Source organism: Bacteroidales bacterium MB20-C3-3, from assembly GCA_035609245.1.
GTDB lineage: Bacteria > Bacteroidota > Bacteroidia > Bacteroidales > UBA932 > Bact-08.
In genome coordinates this window covers 23,106-39,846 of the sequence record CP141202.1, presented here as the reverse complement: position 1 = coordinate 39,846, position 16,741 = coordinate 23,106, and the positions used below count along the sequence as shown (strand labels likewise).

The following is a 16,741-nucleotide window of genomic DNA, read 5'->3' as shown; positions in this document are numbered from 1 at the left end:
AATGAGCACCGAAAATAAAATCACCGTTTTAGGCCTTACCTTCAACTCAGAAGAAGAACGCCGCAGCTACTTCCGCGAAGAGCTGCGCAAAAAACTGCCTGAACTTAAACTGATGGAAGGCTTTCCCATAGGCGAAGACGAAGACATCCTAAACCTAAGCGACCCGCCATACTACACCGCTTGCCCAAATCCTTGGCTCAACGACTTTATTGCCCTGTGGGAAGCAGAAAAAAAGGAACTGGAAAAACAGGGCTTGCGGAAAGCGGATTTTGAGGTGACCGAGCCGTATGCTGCGGATGTGAGTGAAGGGAAAAACAATCCAATCTACATGGCACATAGCTACCACACGAAAGTACCACATCCGGCCATTATGCGTTACATTTTGCATTACACACAGCCGGGAGACATTGTTTTTGATGGATTTGCTGGAACTGGGATGACGGGGGTTGCAATAAGTAGGTGTAATAAGCCAGAGGTATCAGAAAAAATACAAATAGAAAATGAGTGGATATTCAATAAACCAAAAGATATTTTACGATGGGGAAAAAGAAAATCAGTTTTAAATGACTTATCTCCGATAGCGTCATTTATCTCTTACAACTATAATTCAAAGTTTGATTTAGAGAAGTTCCTTAATCAAGCTTCTTTCATTTTAGATGAACTTGAAAGAGAGAATGGTTGGATGTATGAAGTAAAACATACTAAAAGTGTAATTGGTAAGATTAATTATACAATCTGGAGTGAAGTCTTTGGTTGTCCAACCTGCAATGAAGAAATTGTTTTTTGGGACAATGCTGTTAGCAAAGACAAAAAGGAGCAATATGAACAATTTAATTGCCCAAATTGCAAGAGAGATTTAGATAAGAAGGCCTTAAATAAAGTATTTGCAACATCAGTTGATTTAGTATCTAATAAAGTTGTAAAAAAGACTAAAACAATACCAGTAGTAATTAACTATTCTGTTGGAAACAAGAGATATGAAAGAATTCCAACAAAGGAAGATTATGAAGTCCTTGAAAGGGTCCAAAGACTTCCTGTAAACAAAAAATATATACCCAATATAGAGATTGGTTTAGGAGATAAAACGGGAGAGCCTAGAAGAATGGGATATCAAAATGTTTATGACTTATTCACAGATCGGAATCTGAAAGCTTTATCATCATTATTAAGTAGGATTAATTTTACCGATAGGATAGGTTTATTATTTACAAGTATCATTTTAAACTCTAGTAGGCTCTACCGATGGAGAGCTAACGGAAAAGGGGGTTACCTAAATGGTACTCTTTATATAGCGTCATTAACCCAAGAAAATAATGTTTTTAAGCTATTAAAAGAAAAAATAAAAGATTTAAAATTTGATATTTCTCAAACAAACTTAGTTCAACTTGGAAGTGCCGATAATATTCAATTAAATAACAACACGATAGACTACATTTTTACTGATCCACCATTTGGTGCCAATTTGATGTATTCTGAGTTGAATTTAATTACAGAAGGTTGGCTAAAGGTATTAACAGACCCAAATAGAGAAGCAATAGAAAATAAAACTCAAAAAAAGACTACTTCAAGTTACAATCAATTAATGACTGATTGTTTTAAGGAGTTTTTTAGAATATTAAAGCCAGGAAGATGGATGACTGTTGAGTTTAGCAATACAAACTCAAGTATTTGGAATGGAATTCAAACCGCTCTACAAAAGGCTGGTTTTGTAATCGCAAATATTACAGGTATTGATAAAAAGCAAGGAAGTTATAATTCAGTAACAAATGCAACTTCAGTTAAGCAAGATTTAATTATCTCTTGCTACAAACCATCCTCCGTATTCGACCAAAAATTCAATCAACACAAACAATCCGATGTAGGTGTATGGGAGTTTGTAGCCGAACATTTGGAGCATTTACCCATCCACTTGGTTTCTGGCAACTCCACCACCGCCATCATCGAGCGTAGCCCCAAAATTTTGTTCGACCGCCTTATTGCTTTTTATGTGCAACGGGGTTTGCCTGTGCCCATCGATGCCGGGAAGTTTCAGCAGGGTTTGCGGGAGCGTTTTGTTGAGCGCGATGGGATGTTCTTTACCAACGAGCAGGTGCAGGAGTACGACCGGAAAAAAGCCGCAGTGCCCAACTTTGTGCAGCTCAGCATTTTTGTAGCCAGCGAGCAAGATGCCATTTACTGGCTGCGCCACATTTTGGAGGCAGCACCCAAAACCGAGCAAGACCTGCACCCCCTATGGATGAAGGAAGTGGCCGGCAACATGCGTAAGGGCGATACCTTGCCAGAGATGCGTACCATACTGGAAGAAAACTTCCTGAAAAACGAAAAGGGCCAATGGTATCTGCCTGATCCGGAAAACGAATCCGACCTGGAGAAACTCCGTACCAAACGCCTCCTCAAGCAATTTGAAACCTATAAAACCGAAGCGTCCAAACCCAAAGGCAAAATAAAAGAAGCCCGGGTAGAAGCCCTGCGTGCCGGGTTTAAGCATTGCTACCAGGAGAAGGATTTCAAAACCATCGTACAAATTGGCGACCGCATCCCCAACAACCTGCTCATGGAAGATGAAGTACTGTTGCAATTTTATGATATAGCCAGTTCAAGAGTATAAAATGAGATACAAAGGCAAGGCTTGTGAAATAGTAGGAGATAAAGAAGTGTTCGGGCAACGCATTGCCTGGATCCGCCTGATGGTAGACGGCAGCTTCCATGAAGTCCCTTATGATGAATTGGAAGAATCAACTACCGATTTTTCTATGCCTTACTTGCGCTTTGTATCCATTGCGGCAAAAATTAAAGACGAAGTAGCCAGAAAAAACCTATTGGCTCCATATGAGAGCAGTTTGATCCCCTTGCCGCATCAGATACTGGTGCTGGAAAAAGTGATGCAGTCCAATCAAAATCGATTTTTGTTGGCCGATGAGGTGGGCATGGGAAAGACCATTGAGACCGGTTTGATTCTGAAAGAACTTAAAATCAGAGGCGATATTAAACGCATTTTGTGTATAGTCCCAAAGACCGCTATGCTGCAATGGCAAAGCGAGTTAAAAGAACATTTCAATGAAGTATTTCATCTCTATGATTCGGAGATGATTACTTCTATGGCTCGCACCTTTGCCAATATCAATGCCGATGAAGAGTTTAACTTCTGGACACAGCACAATCAAATTATTGTTTCTACCGATGCTCTGAAACCTTTGGAGAAAAGACAAGGCTGGCCAAAAGAGCGGGTAGATGAATACAACAAGTACCGTATGCAAGCGGTTTTGGAAGCAGATTTTGACTTGGTCATTATGGATGAAGCCCATAAAATGGGTGGTGCAACCTCAACGGTTTCGCGCTACATCTTGGCTCAGGAATTATGCAATTCCGTTCCGAATGTGTTATTGCTTTCGGCAACTCCCCATAGGGGTAAATCAGACCATTTCAGAAGAATATTGCAGCTTTTGGACCCGGATGCATTTGCTGGTGAAGGGTTGCCCGATATTGAAGAACTGGAGCCTTATGTCATCCGAACCGAAAGGCGTTTTGCTGTGAATTATGAAGGCAAAAAGCTATTCAATGAAAGGTGGACGAGGCGCTTTGATGTTAAGTTGGATATCAACAAGCATCAAAAACAAATGGCCTTGTATGATGCCGTGACAGATTATGTACGAAGGGGATTTAACACAGCTAAAAGTGCTGGTAATCCTGCAAAAGGATTGATCATGATTTTGTTTCAACGTTTGGTGAGCAGTTCCACAGCAGCCATTCTCTCTGCCATGCAAGGCAGGTTGGAGCGATTGCGATTAGGCGAAGAATCAACTCTGGACGATTTTGCGCACGAAGTAGATCATGAGTTTGATGAGAATGAAGAAGTCGATTTTGAAGACATCGTACAGCGCATTGCACCGGGCTTAGCCAATGAAGAAGAATTGCTGTCAGGCCTTATAGCGCAGGCAAGAGATTGTCTGGCAACAGAAACCGATGCCAAAGCCGATGCGCTTCTAAAGAAAATCGAGGAATTAAAGCAGGTTCAACCAAATCAGGACTTGAAAATACTGGTCTTTACAGAGTTCAGAACTACACAGAGAATGTTGGTGGACTATTTCAAAGGCAAAGGGTACATAGTCTCATTTATTCATGGTGGACAGGATCTGGATGAGCGTAAAAGAGCGTTAACACATTTCAAAAACGAAGCACAAATCCTAATTGCGACCGATGCTGCAGGAGAATCCCTGAACATGCAGTTTTGTCATATAGTGTTCAATTATGATCTGCCCTGGAATCCCATGATGATTGAACAGCGCATTGGCCGGGTTGATAGGATTGGTCAAAAATATCCGGTAAAAGCTTATAATATGCTCACCAACAATAGTGTTGACTTGCGTGTATATGAGGTAATTGAAGAAAAGCTCAACAACATTTTGGAGCAGTTGGGCATTGACAAAACTTCGGATGTGCTCGACTCTACCCTCGATATGAAGAAAGTAAACAAACTACACCTGCAGAGTTTGTTAGATCCGGAAAGGTTTGAATTTGCAGGGGAACGATGGTTGCATGACATAAAGAGCAAATTGCGTCAGTATAAAAGCACCGAGGGCATATTGCCACAGGTAGCAGAATCAGAAATTGAATACAAAAAAGCTGCAGAGGTAAAACACAGCCCGCTTCCTTTTTGGCTGGAAACTTTGGTACAACAGTATATTATGGTGCATCATGGTACCTTGACAAAAAATCTATTGGGATATGCAGACATTAAAGTACAGGGCGAAAGCAGGAAAATCACCTTTGATGCCGAGGTTTCATTAGGTAATCCCGGCGTTGAGCATATTACACTGCAGCACGACTGGATCAGGAAACTTTTAAATGATCTGGGCGAATTTGATCTGTCAAATAGCATTCCTGTAATCAAATCAAGCACCGGAGAAGAAACCCCGGGCTATTGGAGTTTGTGGCAAATAAGCGCTCGCAATTCAATGGAAAGCAAAACTCAGTATCAATGCTACTTTTTAGCCGATAATGGAAAGCAATACAGTGCCTATGCCAATGATATCTGGAATCGTTTGATCAATGGATCTGGAAAATTTAGCATAGATGGCTCTCAGGAGATCAATGAACCGGAGTCTTTCCAAAAAGAGATGAATCAATCCTTGTTTCTTTCATTCCAGAATCTGGAAGCAGATATAATGATTCGAATGAAAGCAAAAAAAGAAAACCGGTTGAATTCCTACTGTTTTCAGAAATCCAGAATTGAAAGGATCGGCATCGACAATATACGGCAAGCCAAACTTCAAAGACTTGAAAAAGAACACAAAGCATGGATTAAGGAATTTGAATCGGGGAGCAAAATCATTCCGGGCATTAAACAACTATTAATGATTCGTATCAATGGCTAAAGGACTTATCCAACATATCACAGACCGTCTGAAAAGTTATCCGGCAAAAGTATTTTTGGTGGAGAATAACGATCGCTTTTTATACAGAAGCGATGTACAGGATGCCTTTGGGGCAATTGGTATTGAAATCAATCATGGCACCAGCATGGAACAGCGCATAACATTTGAAATGCGAGAACCTGATGGGTTACTTGTTTTGCTTAGTCAAGACAACGCCAATTATCTTGAAGACATAAAAAATGAAGCGGTAGCGATTGAATTTAGTCTAGCTAATTTTTTGCAATCATATCACATACCATCTCTTATTGAATTAGATCTTTCGATTATCGACAAACTGTTTAGAAATCAACCATTAGTTGGACTAAGCAGAAAAGAGACTCAGGAATATATTGAGAAACTAAAAGATGAAGCCACATCTTCTGAACCAGAATACAATTTGGCCGAATTCATTGACGGATTGCATGTATTGCTCCATGAGGAGGAGATCAATTGGGCTGTAGTAAGTCGGTTAATTGCTGAAGGTATTTCGAAAACCATTGGCACTCCAAAATTTGAAGAATTGTATGATCAAATAAACAAAGCCAATACAGTTTTTCTAGAGACTTTGCAAACGAGTTATCCTCAAACCAAAAACTCAAGCGCTGTAAAAAAGCCCCGAATTGTTTCTAAAATTCTGGATTATATCAACTTTAACTATCGAGAAAAGAAAATTGCTCTTATCGTGGTTGACGGGATGGCTTTATGGCAATATGAATTATTGAAAAACCGCTTACCAGGGACCAAACATGAAGAGGTAATATATTCTTGGTTGCCTTCCATAACACAACTGTCACGCCAAGCCATCTTTCGTGGTGATATCCCGCTATCTGATTACAGACAAGGTCCTACGAGTGAAGAAAAACTCTGGAAAATGTATTGGAAAGATAAAGGATGTCATGCATTTGAAGTGGTCTATCAACATGAGAAAATTGATTTATCAAACATTGATTCAGTATCAAAATTGGCTATTGTTTTTAAAGACCTTGATGATAAAATGCATAGCTCGACAGACTATGTCGATTTGCTAATGCTTACCAATAACTGGATTGAACGAAGTGGAATCATTCAGATGGTTGATGATTTAATTTCGAGAGGGTTTACTGTTTTTCTAACATCAGATCACGGAAACATTCAGGCTAAAGGTTGGAGAGGCTTGCAAGGACGGGAAAAATTAGGAACCAATAAATCAGGCAGCAGAAGTGAGAGACATATTGAGTATTCAGAAAAATGGTTGTCTGAAGAATTCATAGCTAATAATCCGGAAGTAAGTGACTCAGTGGTAATGGAAGAACAAGCCATTTATTTCAAAACCGATCTAAGTTTTTCAAATAAAGAATCACTGGTGACACATGGAGGAGCACACCTGCTGGAAGTATTAATACCATTTGTAGAAATAAAACATGAATCATAAATCTATAGATATAAATCAGCGTATCCCATTGGATACATTGTATGCCGCATTGGAAAGCCATTTAAACGGCTATTACAGTGAAAATTACATTATGGAGCAATTAAAGCTTGAATTTAAAGGCGAGAATAGATTAAAAAAATCGCTGAGAATTGTAGATAAGATTATTATACGTAACTCACTGAATGGATTTATTGAAGAAAATAAAGAATACATAAAACAAGCAATAAAAAAGAAACATGACAGAAATTTAATACTAATAGCTCTACTCAACAGTTCATTTGCCTTTGCGTTTGACACACTTCAGTGTTTGGGGAAATATCTTAGTGTACAGAATTTAGTCAATTCTGAAACTATTAAAAGGGCCCTCTCAAATAAATATGGTGGTAACAGAGCAACAGAGAACGCACTTTACAGCGTTATTCCTATGTTTATTGAAGCCGGCCTTATTAAAAGACCAAATTTAGGCGTTTATCAACGCAACAATGATTTTCAGATAACATCTAATATTTGTAAACTGATCTTCATTGAATCATTTAAGACAAATAATACACTGGACGGAATCCAAGAATATCAATTCAGAGATCCATATTTTCTATTTATAGCCAGCTGATATACTTTGGCAATATATGGACACCTTTATTCGTAAACATCCGATAAAAGTAAGCATCCATTATTAAAATAGTTCTTTAGGATTTATCTTCAAAAACTCATCATAAGGAATTCCTCCTGTTCCAACAAGCAGGACTTTTTTAGGGTTAAACCTTTCTGAAAATACTCTCATACCAGCGTTCTCTGCTCTCATTCCACTTTTCACTTCAAGTCCTATTACCTCATCTCCTTTTTCCAGTATAAAATCAACTTCGTAGTTACCATCTCGCCAGTAGTAAAGATTAAATCTTTCGGAAATAGTGTAATTAATCAAATGTACACCCACAGAAGATTCAACAAGTCGTCCCCATAATTCAGGATTTATTATCGCTTTTTCGTAAGTATCATTGCTCTGAGATGTTATCAGGGCGTTGTTATATACCTGAAGCTTCGGACTGGAACCTCGTTTACGAATGATATCTCCGGCATATTTATCTAATCCTCCCAGTAATCCGCATTCAGAATGCAGCTTCAGGTAATTGGCCAGAGTTGTTGTGTTTCCTGCATCTTGAAGTTGTCCAATGATTTTTGTATATGAAAGAATCTGTCCGGAATATAGACAACTGGATATTCCACCCAAATGCTTCTTGCATTTCTGTATAAGACCAATGTCCCAAGTATAGGGTTTCAAAACGACCAGCTAAGGATTCGGCCAACCCCTTTTGAATTAAAAGACGTGACGAACCAAGCAGAATAACTTTTATATTGATGTTCTCACGTGTATCTTTATCCCACTATTGTTTTACAATTTCACTCCAATTATCAATCTTCTGAATAAACTTTCTCGGCTCTTCTATTCTTGGCTTAATCAGCTCAAATAAGGACGTTCAAACATAAACTAATATTTACTCAATAAGACTAGTAAATTTACTCAGTATTATTGATTTTGCAAATATTTCCTTAAATATTGAGCAAAGATTGAAAGCTATCCCCTGCTAGCCCTTCTAAAAAAAAGCCTTACCATAATACCTAACAAAATTAAGGTTAACATCTGTCCAAAAAGCGCTTCTTTATACAATCCTTCGTATTCCGGGCTATTGTTGACATATACCCGTTCAGGGAAATATGTTCTCTCTTTATTAGCTGATGGCACATAATGCACATAAAAAATTGTTGACTTCAACTCTTCAGCGGATGGAATGGGGTTTTTAATAGTATACTCCGTTGTAATTTGGTGCTCCCGGGTGTCCATACTGCCATCCCTCATATATACCAGATAGTAAAATATATTAGAAAGCCCGTCCCGGATGGGTTTTATATCCACTGAATCAACAATAGCTTTTGATGCGGTGCTTGCTTTTTTGAAACTATTGTCTCGCCAGAATGAGACTACTCCAAGAATACCAAAAAGAAACCCTATTATTATCAGAATTACTCCTATTTTCCTCATATCTCATTTTGTTAAAATGAATAATTATCTATGGTTGTTTTATGGATTTTAAATATCGGTATTTTTCTACCCCTCCTCTCATCTATCCTGTATCCCGATTGCTTTATTATAATGCTTCGGTCATTGTTATCATAAGAAAAATCTGATGAAAACTCATAATAACCATTCTGGTTATTGTCCCGGCTACCTCTGTTATTCTCAGCCGATATCATGCTAAGCTTAAGTTCACCATCCATGTAAAATCTTGTGATAATAGAAGTAGTACCCATCCCTTCATAAATATCATCCACTTTCAGCAGTTCATAACCATCTCCCAGGTTAACCATTGACAAATCATACGATTTCTCACCAAATGAGCCATGAGTCGCAAAGTTTCGCTTAAACTTATAAATATATATGCTGTCATTTTCAATGGTGTACGAAAATAATCCTAAGTTTACGTCACAAACATGGCAATTGTTAGAGTTAACAAAATCACCATATTCGTTTATAATCATCGGGGCAGTACGGAATATCGTATAATACATTGTATCACTGCCTCTCTGTACAATAAAAGTTGTATCAATAAACGAATATAAAGTTCCGTTTTCACCAAGAAGTCCGTTAAACTCATGTATGTCTCCCGGTGTGCCGTACCATTTTACCGCCTTATAGTTTGATAAGCACTCACCTGAGAGCATCTTTTGAAGCAGCTCTTCAGGTGAATATGATTTGGGATAGCCCTCTGGAGAAGAGTAGAGCGTTAAGGAGAGGAGTGTTAAGGACATAAGACAAAATATCTTGATTAATCTTATTGTTTTCATGTTCGGCTTTTTCTTATTGCGTTATATATACCGGCTCCTGTGGCAAGTACTCCAAGAATAATGCTGCCTCTGAATCCTAATGCACCGGCTACTGACATCAGAATCTTCTGATTAGCTGCATTTGTACTTGCAAGACTAATTGGGATGCCTTGATCAATGTCATAAGCATATGCAACCAGAAGTGCAGAAAAAATGGCGATTGCTATTGCAAAAAGCCATCTGTTTATCTTTGATACTCTCCTTTGTACCATTTCCCGGTAATTGTTCTGCCATCCGGCAGGGTTGCTCTTCCGTTACCATGTGGTAGACCATTAACATAATCACCCTCAAATATTGTCCCGTTCTTATGTATCTCTTTTCCCTTACCTTCCCTTTGATGGTTTACAAAACCGCCGATATATCGGTCTCCGTTTGCACCTTTATAATCACCTTCGCCATGTATTTTACCATTCCTGAAATCTCCCTCATAGAAGTCACCATTGAGAAATTTAAACTGACCCTTCCCGTGCGGGATTTTATTGTTTGAAATGATAATATATGTACCTGTGTATTTGCCCCCATCTGAAAAAGGGATTTCAGCGACATCGTTATATATCTTGCTGATAAATTTATTATTCTCCCAATATCCATCTTCCACCTTTCCATTGGCATAGGTCATTTTTCCATTCCCGAAAATTTGATCATTTTCAAAATCCCCTTTATAAACATCACCGTTATTAAATGTATATTCTCCTTTCACGAATTTGTTTTGAATAAACCTTCCGTTGTAGGTGTCGCCAGTTGTAAAGCGTAGTATTCCATATCCGCTACAAATATTATTTTCAAAATCTCCTTCATATATTGAGCCGTCTCCATAAGTCAGTTTCCCTTTGCCATTCTGGGCACCAGCTTTCCAGTTTCCTTCATATCGGTATCCATTTGTTTTTGTTAATGTACCCTCTCCATTACATTCACCTTCATTCCACCCCCCCTCGTAAACATCTCCATTAGCATATACCATTTTTCCACCCATTCCTTGTGGCTTGCCCATAAAAATATACCCCTCGTATGTGCTTCCATCAATATAGGTTATTTTTCCACGACCGTTAGGCAATGGAATATATACCGGCCTAAAGAGCATTTCCCCGGAATAGGATTTGAAATTCTTATAATCGCTATACGAATTATTAAATGTATAATTTTCAACTATTTTACTGTAAGTATCAAAGAGTTTCCCATTCATGTCGAGAAATTTCCATGTGTCATTATTGATTTTTACTTGTACATATTCATTTTTATCGAAGTAACTAACAGCCACATATTTAAAAGGAACTATTTCATTTCCCGATTTATCAATAATTCCCCAAAGGTTGTTGAGTTTAGCTCCGGACATCCCATTGTAGAAATACTTGACCTCTTCGAATTGAAGTGGGATAATTTGGGCACCGGATTTATCAATAAATCCCCATTTTCCCGTCAACTTTACCGCCGCAAGCCCTTCTTTAAATTTGCCGACATCCTCATATTTCAGAGGAATAATCTCTTTTCCGGTTTTATCTATAAATCCCCATTTACCTTTTAGATTCACGCCTAATAGATCTTCTGAAAATAATTTTGCTCCATCATATTTTATGGGTATGATTTCTTTTCCTGTTTTGTCTATGTAGCCATATTTTTTTTTGTACCAAACCTTTGCTCTCCCGTCTTCAAAAACATCTGCGAACTCGTATTTTGGTTTAATAACCATTTTCCCTGTTTCATCTTCATAGCCCCATATTTTTATTTTAGTTGATTTTTTCAATATAAAGGCTGGTTGTAGATCCTGGGCATGTAAAACCGCTACACAAAACAAAAAAGAAGAGATTGCTACTATTATTTTAGATATCTTGTTCATAATTTCTAAGGTTTAAGGGTTTTATTTTTATATTTAACAAGTTGATTAAAAAATTGTTTAAGGGCTTTAAACTACTTCCGTGGTGGAAATTTAGTTTGGAATCAAATAAATTATCCCTATCTTTATAATTGTGTATGAAAGCACACTATCTCCATATTTATAGGCTTAATCATGCATATAAACACAATTATAAACTCATCTCCTGAATCAATTCTCAAAGGAATTGCAGAGAGGGTTAAAGAGAGGCGACTGGAGCTAAATCTCACCCAAAAGGCATTTGCAAAAAGAGCCGGAGTGGGCTATGATGCATATCGTAATTTTGAAAACAGCGGTGAAATAACTCTCAAGAATCTGGTATTATGTGCCATTGCTCTTGACGATACAGAGTCATTCGCTGCCCTTTTCACAAAAAAATCGTATCAGACTCTTGACGAAATCATCAATGAATATGAGGTAAAAAAGAGAAAGCGGGGTTCACGAAATGAATGAAATTAAGGTCATAGATGTATTTATGAATAAAGTAAAGGTGGGGCGGATTGCTCAGACTGCTGACTCACTTTGCGCTTTTGAATACGACCCCGATTATTTACAGACCGGTAAGTCAATCTCCCCCTTTGGCCTTCCGCTCAAAAAAGAGGTATTTATTGCAAAACGAACCCCATTTAACGGAGGATTTGGCGTATTTGACGACAGCCTGCCGGACGGATGGGGAGCCCTCATACTCGACAGGTATCTGAAAAGCAAAGGGATTAATCCCTATAAACTCTCGGTTCTCCAAAGGCTCACATTGGTGGGCAGTTCGGGCCGGGGTGCGCTTGAATATAGGCCGAATAATAGCCTCAGAATGGAAGAAGAGTTCATAGACCTTAACAGACTGGCCGATGATACTCTGAAAATCCTGACATCGGACTATGAAGAGGGCTCGCTTGATACTTTATATAGATACGGAGGCTCTTCGGGTGGTGCAAGGCCAAAGGTATTTGTGAAAATTGATGGCAAAGAGTGGCTTGTAAAATTCAGAACAGCATCTGACCCTGAGAATATTGGTGAAATTGAATACAATTACTCTTTACTTGCCAAGAGGTGCGGTATCAGAATGCCGGAAACCCGATTGTTTGAGGGTAAATATTTTGGAACGGAAAGATTTGACAGAACTCCCCGGGGGAAGATCCACACAGTTAGTGCCGCCGGATTGCTGAATGCCGACTACAGAATCCCGAGTCTTGACTATAGTGACCTTCTGCAGTTATGTCACATTCTCACAAAGAATATGGAGGAGGTCCATTCACTATTCAGGCAGATGGTCTTTAATGTTGCAATTAAGAACAGAGATGACCACGCCAAAAACTTCTCATTCCAGCTTATTGACGGAGAGTGGAGGCTCTCCCCTGCCTACGACCTGCTCCCAGGCAACGGATTCAACGGTTTCCACACAACAACTGTAAACAATAATGGAGATCCGTCAAAAGATGATGTATTGGCCGTGGGTATAAAATCCGGACTTAACAGACAACGGATGAATGGAATAATTGATGAAATTAACTCAAAATATGAACTGGGACCCGTGGACAGGTTGTTATAAAATAAGCGATGGTTGTACTTACTGCTATTACTATGGCCCGTTTTCAAAACGTTACGGACAAAACAGAGTATATAAAACCGAAGAATTTGATAAACCGATAACTAAAACTACGAAAGGCACATACAGGATTCCCGGCGGAAAGGTTGTTGCTACTTGTTTCTCAACCGATTTCTTTATTGCGGAAGCCGATGATTGGCGTGCAGAGGCCTGGGCAATGATAAAAAAACGACCTGACCTTGACTTTTTGATTTTAACTAAACGCATTGACCGCTTTAACATCTCTCTCCCTAACGACTGGGGTGATGGATATGATAATGTGAATATCGGGTGCACAATTGAAAATCAGGAGTCAGCCGATTATCGGCTTCCCCTATTTCTATCCTACCCTATTAAACGGAGGTTTATAGCGGCAGCACCTCTTTTGGAGGCTATTGATATATCGGCCTATCTAAATGGAATAGACCATGTTACCGTAGGTGGCGAAACAGGACGAGAGGCACGAATATGTAATTATGATTGGATTCTAGATATACGTGACCACTGTCTTAAAGCAGGAACAACTTTTTGGTTCAAAAACACAGGGTCGTTTTTTGAATTTGAAGGCAAAGTTCAAAAAATCAACCCATTCAAGCAGAGCTCTGTAGCAAAAGAATTTGGAATTAATATAACTACCCCTGGTGACCACCCGAGGTAAAAAAGAGAAAGCGGGGTTCGTGAAATGAATGAAATAAAAGATTTACAAATACGGATATTTTCCGTACATTTGCATAAATAAACTAACCATCACAATGAGTACAACCACTTCAGATACAGCGAGATTTGACGCCCGACTGCCTAAGGAGCAGAAACTTCTCTTTGAGAAGGCTGCATTGCTGGGAGGTTATCGGAATTTAACCGATTTTATATTTGCTGCCGCTCAGGATAAGGCGAAGGAGATTATCAAAGAGAAGGAGCTGGTTATTGCTTCAGAGAGGGATAGTCAAGTATTTTTTGATGCCATTACAAATCCTGACAAACCTGCTCAGCCTTTGAAAAAGGCTCTGGCGGATTATAAATCATTCTTCGCAAAATCAGGCAAACATAATGGTTGAGCTGCTCCATAGAGGTCATAACAAAGATGGTTTTGACTGTAGTAAGGAGTTACTAAATAACTATCTGAGAAATCAAGCAGGGCAGGATGTCAAGCGAAAACTATCGGCCTGCTATGTATTAGCTCATGGCGAAACAAAATCTGTAATAGGATACTACACCCTGTCTAACTACGGCATACCAATAAGCAGCTTCTCTACGCAAATTAGAAAGAGACTACCTGGCACATATACCACTATCCCCACTACCCTGCTCGGCAGGCTGGCAATTGACAAAAGAAGGCATGGAGAAGGGTTAGGTAAAATTCTGCTAATTGATGCTTTGAAACGGAGCTGGGAGAACTCGCAGATTGTAGCCTCTTATGCGGTTGTTGTTGATCCTTTAAATCAGGAGGCAAAAGCGTTTTACCTTCATTATGGTTTTACTGAGCTTCCGGATAGCGGAAAGATGTTTATTCCTATGAGAACGCTTGATGAGTTGTTTGCGATCTACAAATAACTAAGATAATTATCCCTGTTTACAACAACATAAGAGGAATCTTGATAAGCCTCTCTAAAGGCTTTGGGTGCAGCCGGATTCTTCTCACCCCATTTAAACTCAAAAGCTGCTAGGGAATCGGCAGTTTCTTCAATAAGGTCAATTTCCTGTCCATCATACGTTCTCCAGAAATAAAATTCTTTATTTAATCTCTCATTAAAATTTAACTTTATCCTCTCGCTAATTAAATAATTTTTCCATAGTGCCCCCACATCCTGCCTGATTGAAATTGGGTTGAAATTTCCAATTATTGCATTTCGAATACCATTATCGTAAAAATACCATTTACCGGCTTTTGTCACCTCTTTTCTTAAATTTCTTGAAAAGCCACCTAACCTAAAAACCACAAAAACTTTTGATAGTAAATCCAAGTATTTCTCAACAGTATTTTTACTCATACCAAGTTGTCTTCCCAGCTCATCATAGGATACCTCATTCCCTACCTGAAATGCAATAAGTCTGAGCAAATCTTTCATTTTTCCGGAATTTTTAAGTCCGTCAATTGAAAGAATATCCTTGAGCAAATAAGCACTAACTATATCTCCCAGATACTGTGCCTTGTTATCAAATCCGGACATCGTCACAACCTCTGGATAAGATCCGTATATAAGCCTTGACTCAATATTTTGTCTCGTTTCCAGCACATTCTCAGTTTGCCCGATTTCTCGTTGTGAAAAGGGTGTAAGGTAAAATAATGAACTTCTTCCAACCAATGGCTCTCCGGCTTTGTTAAAAAGGTCAAAAGAAGATGAACCTGTTGCTAAAACACAGATTCCCGGAATTTCGTCAACAATCAATTTCAGCTTTGCCCCAACATCCGGAATTGCCTGTGCTTCATCAATAGCCAGTAAATTAACACCATCTAATATATGTCTGTAATTTGAAATACTCTTTTCTTCAAGAAGGGAAATGGAATCAAAATCCTCTCCGTTAAGTAAAAGTACCTTACCATTGAATTTGTCTATAATATGACGCAATAAAATTGTTTTGCCAACCCTCCTTGCTCCAAATATAAGAACAGCTTTGTTTGGTAATATTTTAGAAGTAACACTCTCCTCTAACAATCTTTTAATCGTCTCCATTTCACATTTATTATATACAAATATAATATTTATTCCATCCATTGACAATTTTTACATTAATTCAGTCAGTTCATTGACAATTTTTACGTTAATTCAGTCAATTTGTTAGAAACACCTGAATCGCAATCCTTGCACAGGCCTCTGCATCTGCCAGTGCGTGGTGGTGGTTACCCAGTGAGAAGTCGCAATAGGCCGAAACTGTGCTGAGTTTATAATCGGGTAAGCCTTTTATTTGCTTCTTAGCCCTCTGCAAGGTGCAGTGGAATTCATAATAGGGATAATCCAGCTGGTACATTTGGAAGCAGGCCTTCAGGCAGTTTTCGTCAAAACCCTTGTTGTGGGCTACAAGCGGCAGACCCTCAATCATTAGCTCAATCTGATGCCACACCTGCGGGGAGGTAGATTGTTTTTTTGTAACTTGCTGACCCAAATCGTGTACTCAATGCGTTTCAAAACCATCACTTTAAGCATTATCCTATTAATTTCTTCTCTCTGCTCGGGGCAGAGCTTCAGAGTTAAAGTGGTGGGAATCAGCGATGGAGATACATTTACCGCAATTAATCGGGATAACCTGAGGCTAAAATTCAGGATAGCCGGCATTGACGCACCCGAGAGGAGGCAACCCTTCAGCAATGTGGCAAAAAGGGCTCTCTCCGATATGATTCACGGCAAAACCGTTGTTGTTGACGTCCTCAAAACCGATGGCTGGGGCCGGCACGTCGCAAGGGTGAGCACCCAAGCCATAGATGATGTGGGAGCCCGAATGGTAGAGATGGGCCTTGCCTGGAGCTATACCGAATTTGACACCGCATACACCCCCCTTGAGGCAACAGCCCGCCAAAAGGGAATCGGCCTTTGGAGAGAGCCCGCCCCCACTCCGCCGTGGGAGTGGAGAAAAGCGAATCATTAACA

The 16,741-nt window shown here is 39.2% G+C and carries 17 protein-coding genes; 10 read left to right on the top strand and 7 right to left on the bottom strand.

Translation table 11 applies throughout. The annotated features are described in order from the left end of the window. Position 1 precedes the first annotated feature (1 nt). The 4 genes from U5907_00205 to U5907_00190 are packed head-to-tail and all read left to right on the top strand — an operon-like array spanning position 2 to position 7,435. On the top strand, positions 2-2,608 hold the full coding sequence (locus tag U5907_00205; GenBank protein ID WRQ33090.1) for a DNA methyltransferase: 2,607 nt from the start codon (positions 2-4) through the stop codon (positions 2,606-2,608). A gap of 1 nt (position 2,609) precedes the next feature. Then, the gene (locus U5907_00200; GenBank protein WRQ33089.1) at positions 2,610-5,375 is read left to right on the top strand and encodes a helicase-related protein; all 2,766 of its coding nucleotides are present in this window, start codon (positions 2,610-2,612) and stop codon (positions 5,373-5,375) included. Continuing rightward, positions 5,368-6,825, top strand: a complete 1,458-nt coding sequence (locus tag U5907_00195) for a PglZ domain-containing protein (GenBank protein ID WRQ33088.1) — start codon at positions 5,368-5,370, stop codon at positions 6,823-6,825. Before U5907_00200 ends, U5907_00195 begins: the two co-directional genes overlap by 8 nt. Then, positions 6,815-7,435 (top strand): hypothetical protein, encoded by a 621-nt coding sequence (locus U5907_00190; GenBank protein ID WRQ33087.1) that lies wholly within the window; start codon positions 6,815-6,817, stop codon positions 7,433-7,435. The genes U5907_00195 and U5907_00190 overlap by 11 nt, the downstream gene beginning before the upstream one ends. Before the next feature lie 63 nt (positions 7,436-7,498). Here U5907_00190 and U5907_00185 read toward each other — a convergent pair whose 3' ends face one another. From U5907_00185 to U5907_00165, 5 genes are all read right to left on the bottom strand, one after another. Further along, positions 7,499-8,104 (bottom strand): DUF4143 domain-containing protein, encoded by a 606-nt coding sequence (locus U5907_00185; GenBank protein ID WRQ33086.1) that lies wholly within the window; start codon positions 8,102-8,104, stop codon positions 7,499-7,501. Positions 8,105-8,398: 294 nt separating this feature from the next. Continuing rightward, the gene (locus U5907_00180; GenBank protein ID WRQ33085.1) at positions 8,399-8,863 is read right to left on the bottom strand and encodes a hypothetical protein; all 465 of its coding nucleotides are present in this window, start codon (positions 8,861-8,863) and stop codon (positions 8,399-8,401) included. Between the two features lie 11 nt (positions 8,864-8,874). Next, the gene (locus U5907_00175) at positions 8,875-9,666 is read right to left on the bottom strand and encodes a hypothetical protein (protein ID WRQ33084.1); all 792 of its coding nucleotides are present in this window, start codon (positions 9,664-9,666) and stop codon (positions 8,875-8,877) included. Beyond that, positions 9,663-9,917: a hypothetical protein gene (locus tag U5907_00170; protein ID WRQ33083.1), complete on the bottom strand. Its 255-nt coding sequence runs from the start codon at positions 9,915-9,917 to the stop codon at positions 9,663-9,665. Before U5907_00170 ends, U5907_00175 begins: the two co-directional genes overlap by 4 nt. Beyond that, positions 9,890-11,539 carry a WG repeat-containing protein gene (locus tag U5907_00165; GenBank protein WRQ33082.1) on the bottom strand — a complete coding sequence of 550 codons (1,650 nt, stop codon included), beginning with the start codon at positions 11,537-11,539 and terminating at the stop codon, positions 9,890-9,892. Before U5907_00165 ends, U5907_00170 begins: the two co-directional genes overlap by 28 nt. A gap of 171 nt (positions 11,540-11,710) precedes the next feature. Between U5907_00165 and U5907_00160 the strand changes: the two genes are divergently transcribed. The 5 genes from U5907_00160 (at position 11,711) to U5907_00140 (ending at position 14,708) form a co-directional block, all read left to right on the top strand. Beyond that, the gene (locus U5907_00160) at positions 11,711-12,028 is read left to right on the top strand and encodes a helix-turn-helix transcriptional regulator (protein ID WRQ33081.1); all 318 of its coding nucleotides are present in this window, start codon (positions 11,711-11,713) and stop codon (positions 12,026-12,028) included. Continuing rightward, positions 12,021-13,121, top strand: coding sequence for a type II toxin-antitoxin system HipA family toxin (locus U5907_00155; GenBank protein WRQ33080.1), 1,101 nt, complete (start codon positions 12,021-12,023; stop codon positions 13,119-13,121). The genes U5907_00160 and U5907_00155 overlap by 8 nt, the downstream gene beginning before the upstream one ends. Then, complete coding sequence (locus tag U5907_00150) at positions 13,090-13,815, top strand: DUF5131 family protein (GenBank protein WRQ33079.1); 726 nt, start codon at positions 13,090-13,092, stop codon at positions 13,813-13,815. Before U5907_00155 ends, U5907_00150 begins: the two co-directional genes overlap by 32 nt. 94 nt (positions 13,816-13,909) lie before the next feature. Continuing rightward, entirely contained in the window at positions 13,910-14,212 is a 303-nt protein-coding gene (locus U5907_00145; protein WRQ33078.1) for a DUF1778 domain-containing protein, read from the top strand. Then, the gene (locus U5907_00140) at positions 14,205-14,708 is read left to right on the top strand and encodes a GNAT family N-acetyltransferase (GenBank protein WRQ33077.1); all 504 of its coding nucleotides are present in this window, start codon (positions 14,205-14,207) and stop codon (positions 14,706-14,708) included. Before U5907_00145 ends, U5907_00140 begins: the two co-directional genes overlap by 8 nt. Here the strand turns inward: U5907_00140 and U5907_00135 are convergent. Continuing rightward, entirely contained in the window at positions 14,699-15,829 is a 1,131-nt protein-coding gene (locus U5907_00135; GenBank protein WRQ33076.1) for an ATP-binding protein, read from the bottom strand. The genes U5907_00140 and U5907_00135 overlap by 10 nt on opposite strands. Positions 15,830-15,926: 97 nt before the next feature. Further along, complete coding sequence (locus tag U5907_00130) at positions 15,927-16,259, bottom strand: exonuclease domain-containing protein (protein WRQ33075.1); 333 nt, start codon at positions 16,257-16,259, stop codon at positions 15,927-15,929. Positions 16,260-16,271: 12 nt separating this feature from the next. Between U5907_00130 and U5907_00125 the strand changes: the two genes are divergently transcribed. Next, positions 16,272-16,739 (top strand): thermonuclease family protein, encoded by a 468-nt coding sequence (locus tag U5907_00125; protein WRQ33074.1) that lies wholly within the window; start codon positions 16,272-16,274, stop codon positions 16,737-16,739. Positions 16,740-16,741 lie beyond the last annotated feature (2 nt).